The 12,673-nt window shown below is 66.0% G+C and carries 13 protein-coding genes; 4 read left to right on the top strand and 9 right to left on the bottom strand.

Annotated features, from left to right (window positions below; genetic code table 11):
* Positions 1–39: 39 nt before the first annotated feature.
* Entirely contained in the window at positions 40–1,332 is a 1,293-nt protein-coding gene (locus G537_RS43905; RefSeq protein ID WP_155888768.1) for a hypothetical protein, read from the bottom strand.
* A gap of 191 nt (positions 1,333–1,523) precedes the next feature.
* Positions 1,524–1,844 carry a hypothetical protein gene (locus G537_RS0125530; RefSeq protein ID WP_026872527.1) on the bottom strand — a complete coding sequence of 107 codons (321 nt, stop codon included), beginning with the start codon at positions 1,842–1,844 and terminating at the stop codon, positions 1,524–1,526.
* 147 nt (positions 1,845–1,991) lie between these two features.
* Here G537_RS0125530 and G537_RS0125535 point away from each other — a divergent pair, with 147 nt between their 5' ends.
* Positions 1,992–2,765: an SDR family NAD(P)-dependent oxidoreductase gene (locus G537_RS0125535; RefSeq protein WP_026872528.1), complete on the top strand. Its 774-nt coding sequence runs from the start codon at positions 1,992–1,994 to the stop codon at positions 2,763–2,765.
* A gap of 48 nt (positions 2,766–2,813) precedes the next feature.
* Here G537_RS0125535 and G537_RS43910 read toward each other — a convergent pair whose 3' ends face one another.
* Both G537_RS43910 and G537_RS39835 read right to left on the bottom strand, forming a co-directional pair.
* Positions 2,814–3,431, bottom strand: coding sequence for a hypothetical protein (locus tag G537_RS43910; protein ID WP_155888769.1), 618 nt, complete (start codon positions 3,429–3,431; stop codon positions 2,814–2,816).
* Between the two features lie 223 nt (positions 3,432–3,654).
* Positions 3,655–4,752 (bottom strand): lactonase family protein, encoded by a 1,098-nt coding sequence (locus G537_RS39835; protein ID WP_051249129.1) that lies wholly within the window; start codon positions 4,750–4,752, stop codon positions 3,655–3,657.
* Between the two features lie 116 nt (positions 4,753–4,868).
* Here G537_RS39835 and G537_RS0125545 point away from each other — a divergent pair, with 116 nt between their 5' ends.
* Positions 4,869–5,120 carry a DUF3297 family protein gene (locus tag G537_RS0125545; protein WP_026872529.1) on the top strand — a complete coding sequence of 84 codons (252 nt, stop codon included), beginning with the start codon at positions 4,869–4,871 and terminating at the stop codon, positions 5,118–5,120.
* Here G537_RS0125545 and G537_RS42350 read toward each other — a convergent pair.
* The 5 genes from G537_RS42350 to G537_RS0125570 all read right to left on the bottom strand — a co-directional run bounded on the left by G537_RS42350 (position 5,090) and on the right by G537_RS0125570 (position 8,703).
* Complete coding sequence (locus G537_RS42350) at positions 5,090–5,680, bottom strand: aspartate/glutamate racemase family protein (RefSeq protein WP_026872530.1); 591 nt, start codon at positions 5,678–5,680, stop codon at positions 5,090–5,092. The genes G537_RS0125545 and G537_RS42350 overlap by 31 nt on opposite strands.
* Positions 5,671–6,123 carry a very short patch repair endonuclease gene (locus G537_RS0125555; protein ID WP_026872531.1) on the bottom strand — a complete coding sequence of 151 codons (453 nt, stop codon included), beginning with the start codon at positions 6,121–6,123 and terminating at the stop codon, positions 5,671–5,673. Before G537_RS0125555 ends, G537_RS42350 begins: the two co-directional genes overlap by 10 nt.
* A gap of 109 nt (positions 6,124–6,232) precedes the next feature.
* Positions 6,233–7,018, bottom strand: coding sequence for a hypothetical protein (locus G537_RS0125560; RefSeq protein ID WP_026872532.1), 786 nt, complete (start codon positions 7,016–7,018; stop codon positions 6,233–6,235).
* Between the two features lies 1 nt (position 7,019).
* The gene (locus G537_RS0125565; RefSeq protein WP_155888770.1) at positions 7,020–7,412 is read right to left on the bottom strand and encodes a hypothetical protein; all 393 of its coding nucleotides are present in this window, start codon (positions 7,410–7,412) and stop codon (positions 7,020–7,022) included.
* A gap of 70 nt (positions 7,413–7,482) precedes the next feature.
* Positions 7,483–8,703, bottom strand: coding sequence for an aminotransferase-like domain-containing protein (locus tag G537_RS0125570; RefSeq protein WP_026872534.1), 1,221 nt, complete (start codon positions 8,701–8,703; stop codon positions 7,483–7,485).
* Positions 8,704–9,128: 425 nt separating this feature from the next.
* On the opposite strand from G537_RS0125570, the gene G537_RS0125575 reads away from it, so the two are divergent.
* The gene (locus tag G537_RS0125575) at positions 9,129–9,857 is read left to right on the top strand and encodes a Tll0287-like domain-containing protein (RefSeq protein WP_051249130.1); all 729 of its coding nucleotides are present in this window, start codon (positions 9,129–9,131) and stop codon (positions 9,855–9,857) included.
* 38 nt (positions 9,858–9,895) lie between these two features.
* Positions 9,896–12,673: an ATP-binding response regulator gene (locus G537_RS0125580; RefSeq protein ID WP_051249131.1), complete on the top strand. Its 2,778-nt coding sequence runs from the start codon at positions 9,896–9,898 to the stop codon at positions 12,671–12,673.

Consider the following 12,673-nt stretch of genomic DNA (forward strand, 5'->3'; position numbering starts at 1 on the left):
CGGCTCCGTGTGGCCTATTCTCGACTGTTGCGCCAATGCCTAAGAGGCGATGTTTCTTTGATTGGCAATCTTCCATCGCAGATAAAATCGGAAAAAGGGATCGGTAAGAAATAAGTCCAAATTTTCCGGATCCCAATCAATGGCTCTCTGGCCTTTGTTCTCGTCCTTATCTATATTTGTAAGATGGTTCAGCGCGTTGGATACCTCCAGCTTCTGAGGTATCTTGTCTAAAAGTATAGCGTTCAAGCTCGAGCGGATTTGATCATAGGTAAGCCGCTCTTTGGGGCCTGTCACGGCAACGGCAAGGAGAATTGCTTCATAGATGTCAGCTGATCCTCCGTTGGCCAATGGTCTCTGGATTCTTTCAGTACGTGATTGAGGTCCTTTTGCCAGTTTTTCATAGATTGGAAGGCCGGCATCCTCAGCAACTTCGTTGAATAGGGACGACGTATCTATCTTCTCCTGTAAATTCTTTCTGAGGATGCATGTTTCATTTATGCCTTCATCATAGCATATATTCCAGCAGAATCTCTGCATCAGCAAAGGACTTCCCTCCGATTCTTTGGATAGTGTAGAAATTATAGATTCCAGCACCGATACGTTTAGTGCCTCAAAGCCAGAGTTTGCAATGAGGGTCAAATCTTCGATGGACCACTGAGGAACAAGGACATGCTTAAATCTGCCAGTAATTTCTGGCTCCGCCTTAATAGCCTCAAAGGCTCGGTGAGGTGTAGATAAGAGTATGGTTTTCAATCCTCTAAAGACGGATCCTTTAAGGCTTCTTATGAATGAAGATCTAGATTCTTCAGGGATGTAGTGAAAATCATCTACCACCAGACAAATTTTGTGCTTAACGAGGTACTCTGTTGCTTGATGGCTATTATTAGGTATGTATCTGCGACTTTCTTCTCTGGTTCTAAGTTTTGACCCACTCGCGGTGAGAGTAGCGTTTATCTGGTTGCCGGGAATGCCGGCGCTAATTCCGCCTGTCAGAGAAGCTCCAGACTGACCAGAAAAAAGATCTTTCTGTACGACTTCGGACGCTAGCCGTAGTTCCGTGCAGATTCTTTCCCAAATATCTTCTTCATTTTTTATCTGTCCTCTATCAATCCAAACATAGTCAAATTTTTCAAGTACACTTTTGCAAAGAACAGTCTTCCCGCTCTTTGTGGGTCCTGTGAGCGAAACTATAGTATTTGGCAAGGATATTGCCTTCTTTAGTTTTGACTCGATGCCAAGATGCGCGCGATTTACATATGTGACGGATGGCTGCCCACCTGGCGTAAACACATCTTCGAGTTTTAGGCTACCAAAAATGCGAGGCAACTTCATTCTAGGCTCCGGTAAACCCAACAAGATCCAGCTACGGTAGCTCTAGTCGGCCGATGACGCTTGTCGCTTACGCACCGTCGCATCGGCCTACAGAGGCTATAGTATCCCAAATAATTCTCGGCAAGCCGATGGATACAGACTTCTCATCGAGCGCGGGTGCAGTTGAGAAGCGACATTGGCTCGTCGCTGTATCAGATCGCCCACCACCAGCGCAGCCGGCGCATCAGCCCGGGGCCGACCGGGCGCGGCAGTAGCCCGGCCCGGCCGCCGCCGAAGGCGCGGGAGACGACCTCCGGCGCGGCGAAGCCGAAGGCGATCGCCTCCTTGGCCTCGTCGGCCTGGCCCAGCAGCGCCGCCAGCCCACCCAGCAGGACCAGGCCGGCGAACATCAGCCAGAAGAACCAGTCGCGCAGGAACTGCGGCGCGCCGTCGTGCCGGCCCTTGATCAGCCGCAGCAGGTCCGGCAGCGCCCCGCCGAGGCAGCCCAGGGCGAAGATCTCCCCATCGGTCATGGCGCGTCCCCCGATTGACAATCGGGATGACGGTTATCATCTCTGGTTCAGATGATGGTCATCATATAAAGATCGTCGTCCGCAGGCCGCCGGGAGAAGCCGGGCGGCGCTTCCCATTCGCCGCCCGGTGGGGCGCAGGAGACCGTGATGAGGTTGAAGGACAAGGTGGCGCTGATCACCGGCGGCAATGCCGGCATCGGCCTGGCGACGGCGCGGCTGTTCGTGGCCGAGGGCGCGAAGGTGGCGATCACCGGGCGCAACCGCGAGACGCTGGACGCCGCGGCGCGCGAGCTGGGCGACGCCGCCCTGGCGCTGCAGGCCGACGCCACCGATGTCGCGGCGCTGGAACGGGCGACGGCCGAGGCGGCGCGGCGCTTCGGACCGCTCGACATCGTCTTCGCCAATGCCGGGATCGGCGGCGCCACGCCGCTGGGCCAGACCGGCCTCGCGGCGTTCGAGCAAATCATCCGCACCAACCTGACCGGCGTGTTCTTCACCGTGCAGGCGGCGCTGCCGCATCTGAAGGACGGCGCCTCGATCATCCTCAACGGCTCGGTGCACAGCCTGCTCGGGGTGCCGGGCTATTCCGCCTATGCCGCGGCCAAGGGCGGGGTGCGCGCGATGGGCCGGGTGCTGGCGTCGGAGCTGTCGCCGCGCGGCATCCGGGTGAACGTGGTCTCGCCCGGCGCCACCGACACCGAGATCTGGTCCGGCATCGCGCCGACGCCGGAGGCCCGTGCGGGGCTGGTGCAGCGCCTCAGCCAGGCCATCCCGCTCGCCCGCTTCGGCCGGCCGGAGGAGGTGGCGCGGACCGTGCTGTTCCTGGCCTCGGACGAGTCGAGCAACGTCCAGGGGGCGGAGCTCTTCGTCGACGGCGGCACCACCGGCTCGCCCGCGGGGGCGCCGATCTACAGAGGGTAGGCACGGTTGCACTTCGCGGGCTGATGTCGGCCCGCGAAGCCTGCATGATTATAACTTTACTCTTTCCCATATGTGATTGAACAACGTCATATCGGCCAAGAAAATTGTCGGAATGTCATTAGTTACAGAGCTTTCATCAAAGAGTTTTCCATTGTTTAAATCTATCATTTGGAATTTCGAATCTGAAAAATTTCCTTTCCTTAGATATTGTATCATAGTATATATTCCAATTCCTGCGATCGTTTGATTTAATTTTGGAGCCTCCGTATTCCAAATATGTAGAGTGTATTTGATTCCATTAAATGTGTAGGATATCTCTGGTTTGATCCTGAGGATAAATGAGCAATCTTTAGGAGATTTGTTATAAGATGGTGGCGATAAAAAGGTAGGGCTAGGGATTTGTTTTTTCCACCACTTCATAAATTGTTTCACACGATCTTCGTTTCTCTGTCTCTGTGACTGCCTGGAAATGTAAGCTAATTTCTTTGGCACATCAGAAATTCCGAATTGCTCCTGTGCTAAAGCGGGAGCAATTTTTTTGACGCCATTATAATAGTCATGCCCACCGTTCCTGTTCGCAAGCTTGTCTATTTCCGATATCTTTCTACCTGTTGACTGCATTGAGCAAATTTTTAGAAACGTCGTTAATGAGACGCCGTCCGACATTCTCAATCTCCACAAATAAGCAGAATACCTGATAATAATAGCATAAATTGCGATCGTCGCTACTGCTGCGACCTTACTGCCTCGACTTTTCGAAGAGAATCGGTATAGCTGATGGCGAAAGGCTTGGATCTACCCGCCAGCCTCTCCATCATCGCATTCAGCACCCGGGCGGCGCAGGCTTACGCCTGGGCTTTGCAGCTGCTATCACGGAAGGTAGCGGCCCTCACCCCGGCGGGAACACCACCATGTTCGGGCTGCCGATCGGCAGGTACTGGCCGGTGAATTCCAGCCGGCCGGACTGCGCGTCGACCCGGAACAGGGTGACGTTGTCGCTGCGCCGGTTGCAGGCGAACAGGAACCGCCCGGTCGGGTCCAGCGCCACGTGGTTGGGATAGTCGCCGCGGGTCCATTCCGCGTCCAGCCAGCGCAGCGTGCCGTCGGGCCCGACCGCGAAGATGGCGATGCTGTTGTGCAGCCGGTTGCCGGAATAGAGGAAGCGGCCGTCGCGGCTGATCGCCAGCGCCGAGGCGAAGCTGGAGCCGGCGAAGCCCGGCGGCAACGCGCTCAGCTGCTGCCGGAACGTGGCGCGGCCGGTCGCCGGGTCCCAGTCGTGCACAGCCAGCTGCGACGCCTCCTCATAGGTCGTGTAGAGCACCCGGCCGTTCGGGTGGAAGGCGAGGTGGCGCGGCCCGGCTCCGGCGGAGGCAGGGAAGAAGGGTGGGTCGGCCGGGCGCAGCGCCCCGGCGGCCTCGTCCAGGGTCCAGACATGGATCCGGTCCTGGCCGAGATCGGTGCTCAGCACGAAGCGGCCGGCGGTCTCGATGATATGGGCGTGCGACCCGTCATGGCCGCTGATGGCGAAGCTGCCGGGCGGCGCGGCCTCGGCCCGGTCCGGCCCGACCGGCCCCTCGGGCGCCTGCACGTCGGTGGCGGGGCCCAGCGACCCGTCCGCCGCGATCGGCAGCACCGCCAGCCGGCCGTCGCCGTAATTCGCTACCAGCAGGTGCCGCCCGCCGGGATGGACGCTGCCATGCGCCGGGATGGTGCCGCCGGAGCCGACGGTGTTCAGCGCCGTGAGATCGCCGCTGTCCCGGTCCACCCGATAGGCGGTGACGGCGCCCTGCGCCGCGTCCCCGAAGCTGTCGATCTCGTTGACGGCATAGGCGTGCCGGCCGTCCGGGGCGAAGGCCAACCAGGACGGGCTCGGCCCGGCGACGCTCCTCAGCGCCTCCAGCCGGCCCGTCTCCGCCTCCAGCCGGGCCAGGGTGATGCCCTCGCCGTTGCCGGCGGCTCCCGTGTAGCTGCAGATGTAGACCAGCATCGCCCATCCCCGTCGTTCGGGTCGTTGCGGATCCCGATACCACCCGTCTCGCGCATTGTCAGCGCCGCCGCGCGCGGCTATCACGCGCCGATCCGCCGCCTGCCGGGAGCCGAATGATGAGCGACACCCCGCCCGACCGCCTGTCGGTCAATCCGAACAGCCCGCATTTCGACGAGGCCGCGCTGCGCCGCGGCGTCGGGGTGCGCTTCAACGGCACCGAGCGCACCAATGTCGAGGAGTACTGCGTCAGCGAGGGCTGGGTCCGCCTGGCCATGGGCAAGGCGCTGGACCGCCGCGGCAACCCGCTGACGATGAAGATGAGCGGCACGGTCGAGCCCTATTTCCGGGACGAGCCGCCGAAGGGCTGAGCGCCGGCGCCGAGGGACCGCAGCGCCGCGTCCAGCGCCGCCTCCAGCGGCTCGATCACGGTGACGGCATGGCCGCGCGCCGTCAGCTCCGACCGCAGCCGCGCCGCGACCTCGGCCCGCCCGGTGCTGCCGACCAGCAGCACGGCCGCGCCGGCCTCGACGGCGGCCAGGGCATGGCCCAGCGGGTCCTGCGCCAGCATCCCGGCGTCCAGCCAGGCGCGCTTGCGGCGGCGGGCCAGGCGGCGCATCTCCTCGCCCGGGCCGATCACCGGGATCGCCGCCACCGCCGCCCGCGCCTCGTCCAGCCCGACATCGGAGGTGCAGTCGATGATCACGGCGTCGATGCCGTCGCGCTCGGCCTCCTCGATCCGGCGCAGCACGCCCGGCCGGGCGGCCTCGACATCGGCGTCGCCGCGCACCGCCGGGGGGCCGTCCGCGTTCTGGACATGGCTCAGCGCCACCCCCGGCCGGGCCAGCCGGGCGAGGTCGTCGCGGATCGCCGCCAGCGTCTCCGGCCGCGGATCCGTCGTCGGAGCGACCAGCCGGATCTTCAGGACCATGCCGCAGGGTGGGCCGGATCGGGCGGGAAGGGAAGGCGGCAGACGCGCTCGCCGATCAGCCGCCGCAGCTCCCCGCTGTCCTCGGTCTCGCATTCCCACAGCACCACGACGCGCCAGCCGGCGGCGGCCAGCGCTGCGGCGGCCCGGGCGTCGCGCTCGGCATTGGCCCGGAACTTCTCGGCCCAGTAGTCGGGCCGGGTCAGCGGCCGCCGCGCCTTGCGGCAGCCGGCGTGCTGGTGCCAGAAGCAGCCATGCACGAACAGGGCGACGCGCCGCTTCGGCAGCACCATGTCGGGCGTGCCGGGCAGGTCGCGCCGGTGCAGCCGGAAGCGCAGCCCCAGGGCGTGCGCGGCCCGGCGGGCGCGGCGCTCGGGCGTGGTGTCCTTGCCCTTGATCCGGGCCATCAGCCGGGATCTCTCTTCGGGCGTCAGCCGGTCGGCCATGCCGGGCCTCCGGGTGGCGGGCCTGCCTTGTCCGCCACCGGCCCGGCCGGGCCAATCCGGTTCTTGCGCTGGTGTCAGGTGGGTGCGGTTCGGGCCATCGCTGAAGACGTCATCGTGGCGGGAAACCGCTGCGAAGGACGCCGATGCGCTTCACACCGAAATCGTAGTTGAGCGCCGTGATTCCATAAGGCGTCATGCCGACCACGAACTGCCGTCGCTCATGATCGCGGAAATAGAACAGGTGATAGCCGCTGGCATAGATCACGATGTCTCCCGGGTTCGGTGCGCCGTCATCACGCGGCAGGCTGGCGAGATCAGCGTTCGGCGGTAGCCTGTGCAGCTGTTGCAGCACCAGCTTCGCGAAGCCCGGCGAGGTGTAACCGCCCTCCTTGGTGTTGGCGAGACCCCAGCGCAGCTGGCCCAGAAACCGCTGCACCACATCCAGCACTTCGACGGCCGGGCCATTCTCCATGTACATCAACTTGAGCTCACCCCAGTCGAACTTGTAGACCTGCCGACTGAGGTCGAACGCCTCGTCAAGGGCCTGCTGCGCCGCCGCCAGCTGCTTCTCCAACGCCGCGACCTGCGCCTGCAGCGCGGTCGTCTGATCGGCGGTCGATCGCAGGTTAGTCTGGGCCTCCGTCAGCTCGGCCTGGGCCTCGTCGGCCTTGGCGATGGCTGCCCTCACCTCCCGGGTCACCTCATCCAGCTGCCGGTTCGCGCTGTCCAGCTTCTGGTTCGCTTGGTCGAGTGCGCGCAGCGTGATGAACAGCATCAGGCCGGCGACCGCCACCGTGGCGATGCTCAACACGACGGTGCGAAGCAGGGATCGGCGATGGCCCTCCTCGATCCGGTCGCGCAACTGCTGGTAGCTCGACTGCTGTGCGACTGCCATCTCATACCCCCAGGAACTTGGCGTAGAGCTTTCGGAGCAACTCCTGTTCGCTGTCCTTGTCGAGCACCGATGGGTTGAGCCGGATCGCCTGCAGGGTCTTGATCCGCTCCCAGCGCGACCAGCAGTTGTTGAAGGGGAACAGCCCTGCGACGCCGACAACGGCACCGATGCTTTGGACAATCATCTCGACGTTGGGAGGGCTGGGTTGGATCAAGCTGGAGAAAGCGCCGAACACGCCGAGCGAGCCGATACACAGGAGCAGCACACCCGCCGCCAGTTGGAGCCGGATGGATTGCCGGTCCAGAGCTATGAAGTGGTCAAAATCAAGTACCGCGTCCGCCATATGGGTGACGTCGCTCCGGGCGGCGATCTCGTCATCCGGGAGCCGCCGCACATATGGTACCATCCCTCGGACATTGTGGCCAATCCGCTCCTCCTGAAGCGGATCGGCCGGCCGTCCGGCCTCAGGCCGCCGCCCGCTCCGCGCCGGCGATCAGGCGGCCGAGACGGGCGATGCCGTCCTCGATCGCGGCCGCGTCGGCCAGGGAGAAGGACAGGCGCAGCGTGTTGCCGCCGGTGCCGTCGGCGTGGAAGGCCCGGCCGGGCACGAAGGCGACGCCCCGGTCGACCGCGCGGGCCAGCAGCGCGGCGCCGTCCATCTGCTCCGGCAGGGTCACCCAGATGAACATGCCGCCCTCGGGCCGGGTCCAGCCCACCCCCGCCGGCATGTGCCGCTGCAGCGCCGCCAGCATGCGGTCGCGCCGGTCGCGATAGGCGGCGCGGATCTTCGCCACCTGGGCCGGATAGGCGTGCTCGGCGGCGTGGTGCATCACCATCTGGTTGATCGTCGGCGTGTGCAGGTCGGCCGCCTGCTTGGTCAGAACCAGCTTCTGCACCACCGCGCGGGCGGCGCAGATCCAGCCGATGCGCAGCCCGGGCGCCAGGGTCTTGGAGAAGCTGCCGCAATGGATCACGCGGCTGCGGTCGATGTCGCCCTTGGCCGCCACGTCCAGGGCCAGCAGCGGCGGCAAATCCTCGCCGTCATAGCGCAGCGCCTGATAGGCCGAATCCTCGATCAGCGGGATGTCCAGCTCCTCCGCCAGGGCCAGGGCGCGCTCGCGGGCCGCGAGGCTCAGCGTCTCGCCCGAGGGGTTGGCGAAGTCCGGCGTCAGATAGGCCAGCCGGACCCGGCTGCCGGCCGCCTCGGCCGCCGCGCGATAGGCTTCGGGCGTGGCGTTGCCGTGTGCGGGATCCAGCCGGTCGTAGCGCGGCTCGTAGGGGTTGAAGGCCTGCAGCGCGCCGAGATAGGTCGGCCAGGCCACCAGCGCCGTGTCGCCGGGCGACAGGAACAGCTTGCCGAGATAGTCGAGGGCCTGCTGCGAGCCCGAGGTGATCACGATGTTGTCGATGCCGCAGGGCACGCCGATCGACGCCATGTGCCGGGCGATCCACTGCCGCAGCGGGGCGTAGCCCTCGCTGACCGAATACTGCAGCGCGGCGCCGCCGGCGGCGAGCGCGGCCTCGTATCCGGCGCGGATGGCGTCGGCCAGGAACAGCGCCGGGTCGGGGATGCCGCCGGCGAAGGAGATCACGCCCGGCCGGTCCAGCAGCTTCAGCAGCTCGCGGATCTCGGAGGCGCGCATCCGCGCGGCGCGGGTGGCGTAATGGGTCTCGCCGATGCTCATGACGTCCTCGGTCTTCCTGGGCCGGCGCGCTCCGGGCGCCGTTCCCCGACCGAACCATGCACAATGGATTTATGTCAACGACACTGACCTACTTCATGCCAGAGTTGCGCTGATCGCGGAGCGGGAGACATTTTATTTCTGGCCGGGAGGCACGCCAGCAGGCGCGGCGTATCCAAGGCGTGTCCGTCTGGTTCCGCAGATTCAGGTACTCCGGAAGAGTTAGGCCTCCTCCCGGCCGAGTAATGTGAAAGTCATCGGCATCAGCCTTTTTGGTCAATCTTGCGTTCCGGCGACAATGCCGATATCCTGAAAACTAAGTTACTTCTTTTCCTATCCTTGATGAATACTGAAGTCTTTGCCTAGGGATTCGAATGAATTGGGACGGGCGCCTGCTGTTTAGGACTGTCGGGGCGAGGAAGACGTTTATGTCCCTCGTTCTGCTGGGCATGCTCGCGGCGGGCTTTCCGCCGGTCCTGGCCGAGATGCGGGACGACGTCGACACGGCGCTCAGCCTCGCCGAGTTCCTGGGCAGCGCGCGCGTCGTGATCTCGGGCCAACAGAGCCGGATCAACGACCCCGCCTTGGGCGACAAGGGGCTGACGGGCGATGCCGTCGTCGAGCAGGCGGCCCAGGCGATGGCCAAGGCGACCGGCACCGACCCGCGCAAGCTCGACCCCGGTTCCGAGAAGGGGCGCCTGCTTGCCGCCATGGCGCGCGCGGTCAAGGAGGTGGTGGACGCGAACCAGGCGCTGATCAATCAGAAGGGCGTGGGCTTCAAGGGCTTCGTGCCCGCCGTGTTCGCCCGGCTGGTGACCGAGCAGTTCCGCCGGGACCAGAGCGGCCGGGCCGAGATCAAGGTGACGGCGCCGCCGGAGCTGGTGCGCAACCGCAAGGCCTCGCCCGACGCGTTCGAGACCGAGGTCATCCGCAGCAAGTTCCAGTCGCCGGGCTGGACCAGGGGCGGCATCTACGCCGAGACGGCCACCGTCGCCGGACGGCCGGCCACCCGCGTCCTGATGCCGGAATATTACGGCGCCGACTGCCTCGTCTGCCACGGCTCGCCGAAGGGCGAGATCGACATCACCGGCTATCCGAAGGAGGGCGCGAGCCTGGGAGATCTGGGCGGCGTCATCAGCATCACCCTGTTCGACTGATCCCGACCGGCGGTGAGCCGCCGGTCCCGAGGAGCGGCATGTCGCAGTTCTCGATCCGCGCCCGTCTCGTCTTCCTGGCGATCGTGCTGCTGGCGATCCTGACCCTCTCCACGCTCTATCTCAACCGCCAGGTCTCGGCCGAGGCGGCGGCGCTGGCCGAGGAGGCGCGGCTGGTGACGGTGCTGAAGACGGCGAACAAGGCGAACAAGGATTTCGGCGACCTCAAATATTGGCTGACCGACCTGGCCGTCAGCCTGCTGGTGCGGTCGGAACAGAACGCCCTCGCCGCGCGGGACCAGCTGGCGGCCGATCTCGCCGCGCTCGCCCCCTACGATCCCGGCGGCGTGCGGGCGATCCAGGCCGAGATCGGGCCGCTGATGGACCAGGCGCTCAAGGCCGTCGAGGCCTACACCGACGACCAGCGCGTCGTCGGCAACGCCCTGATGGCGCTGACCCGCAACCACATCCAGGCTGTCGACGCCGCCCTGGCCGCGATGGTCGACCGGCTGGAGGGCGAGGCCGTCGCCATGCGCGACGCGGCGGTCCGCAACGCGGAGACGGCGGTCCGGCTGTCGCTGGCGACCGGCGTCCTCGCCTTCCTGCTGGCGGTGGTGCTGACCGCGGTCATCGTCCGTTCGATCATCGGGCCGCTGCGCCAGCTCGAGCACGCCATGGTCGCGATCACGAGCGGCCGGCTCGACGTCGCGCTGCCGCCGGCCGGGCGCGACGAGATCGGCGCGATGACCCGGACCCTCCGCCTGCTGCAGCGCAGCCTGATCGAGCGCGACCGGCTGGAGCGGCAGCATCGCGCGGCGGAGGCCGAGGCGCAGCGGGCCCAGCGTCAGCTCGGCGAGGCGATCGAGACGATCTCCGAGGGCTTCGCCCTGTACGATGCCGACGACCGGCTGGTGATCTGCAACAGCCGCTATCGCGAGATGTATGCCGGGGTCGACCTCGAGATCCGCCCGGGCGTGCGCTACGAGGAGGTGATCCGCGCGGCGGGAGAGGCCGGGTTGATCCCCGACGCCGGCGAGCATCTCGACAGCTGGCTGTCGGCGCGGCTCGACCGCCATCACCATCCGGGCGGCGCCTACGAACAGCGGCGGGCCGGAGGCCGCTGGCTGAAGATCAGCGAGCGCATCACCGCCGACGGCGGCTGCGTCGGCGTGTTCACCGACATCACCGAGCTGAAGGCGCGGGAGGCGCAGCTGGGCGAGCTGGTCGACCGGCTGGCCGACGCCCGCGACCAGGCGACCCAGGCGACGCTGGCCAAGAGCCGCTTCCTGGCCAATATGAGCCACGAGCTGCGGACCCCGCTGAACGCCATCATCGGCCTGGCGGAGATGCTGTCGGAGGACGCCGAGGACCAGAAGCTGGAGGAGTTCCGCGAGCCGCTCGACCGGATCCTGCGGGCCGGCCGGCACCTTCTGGCCCTGATCAACGACGTGCTCGACCTGTCGAAGATCGAGGCCGGCCGCCTGGAGCTGCACGAGGAGGAGATCGACCTCGCCGGCCTCGTCGCCGACGTGGCCGGGGCGGCGCAGCCTTTGGCCGAGCGCAACCGCAACCGCCTGGTGGTGGAGCGGCCGGCCGAGCTCGGCGCCATGCGGGCCGACCTGACCCGCCTCAGGCAGATCGTCCTCAACCTGCTCAGCAACGCCTGCAAGTTCACCGAAGGCGGAACGGTGACGCTGGCGGTGGAGCGCGACCCGGATGCCGGCGGCTGGGTCCGCTTCCGCGTCTCGGACACCGGCATCGGCATGACCCGGGAGCAGCTCGGCCGGCTGTTCCAGGAATTCACCCAGGCCGACAGCTCGACCACCCGGAAATACGGCGGCACCGGGCTGGGGCTGGCGATCAGCCAGCGCCTCGCGGCGCTGATGGGCGGCACCATCGCGGTCGAGAGCGAGCCGGGCGTCGGCACCAGCTTCACCGTCCGCCTGCCGGCGGGCGGCACCACGAAGGCGGAGGTGATCCCGGCGCCCGCCCCCGCCTCCGCCCCCGTGCCCGTCGGCACCGCCGGCCCGCCGGCGCCGGCCCCCGCGCGCGGCGGTGCCGACCGGGTCCTGGTGGTCGACGACGACCCCACGGTGCGCGACCTGATGCGCCGCTTCCTCAACCGCGAGGGCTTCGACGTCTACACCGCCGAGAACGGCGCCGAAGCGCTGGTGGCCGCCCGCATGCTGCGCCCCTCGGTCATCACCCTCGACGTCCTGATGCCGGACATGGACGGCTGGAGCGTGCTGCAGGAGCTGAAGTCGGATCCGGAGCTGGCGGGCATTCCGGTGATCATGGTCACGATCGTCGACGAGAAGCAGAAGGGCATCGCCCTCGGCGCCTCCGACTTCCTCAACAAGCCGATCGACCGCGGCCGCCTGGCCGCGATCCTGGCCCGCTTCCGGTCCGCGGCTTCGGCGACGCGGCGGGTGCTGGTGGTCGAGGACGACGCCGCGACCCGGGCGATGATGCGCCGGCTGCTGGTCGCCGAGGGCTGGCAGGTCGCCGAGGCGGGGGACGGCCGCGCGGCGCTGGAGCGGATGGAGCACGAGCGGCCGGACCTCATCCTGCTCGACCTGATGATGCCGGAAATGGACGGCTTCGAGTTCCTCGCCGCCTGCCGGAAGGTGCCGGACTACGCCGGCATCCCGGTCATCATCGTCACCGCCGCCGACCTCACCGAGCACGACCACCGCCGCCTCAACGGCGGCGTCGAGCACATCCTGCAGAAGGCCGCCTTCGAGCGGCACGAGCTGCTGGCGCAGATCCGTCAGCTGGTCGGCCGCTACGCGACCGCCGCGGCCCTGCGGAGGGCATGA

The organism is Inquilinus limosus DSM 16000 (assembly GCF_000423185.1).
Taxonomy (GTDB): domain Bacteria; phylum Pseudomonadota; class Alphaproteobacteria; order DSM-16000; family Inquilinaceae; genus Inquilinus; species Inquilinus limosus.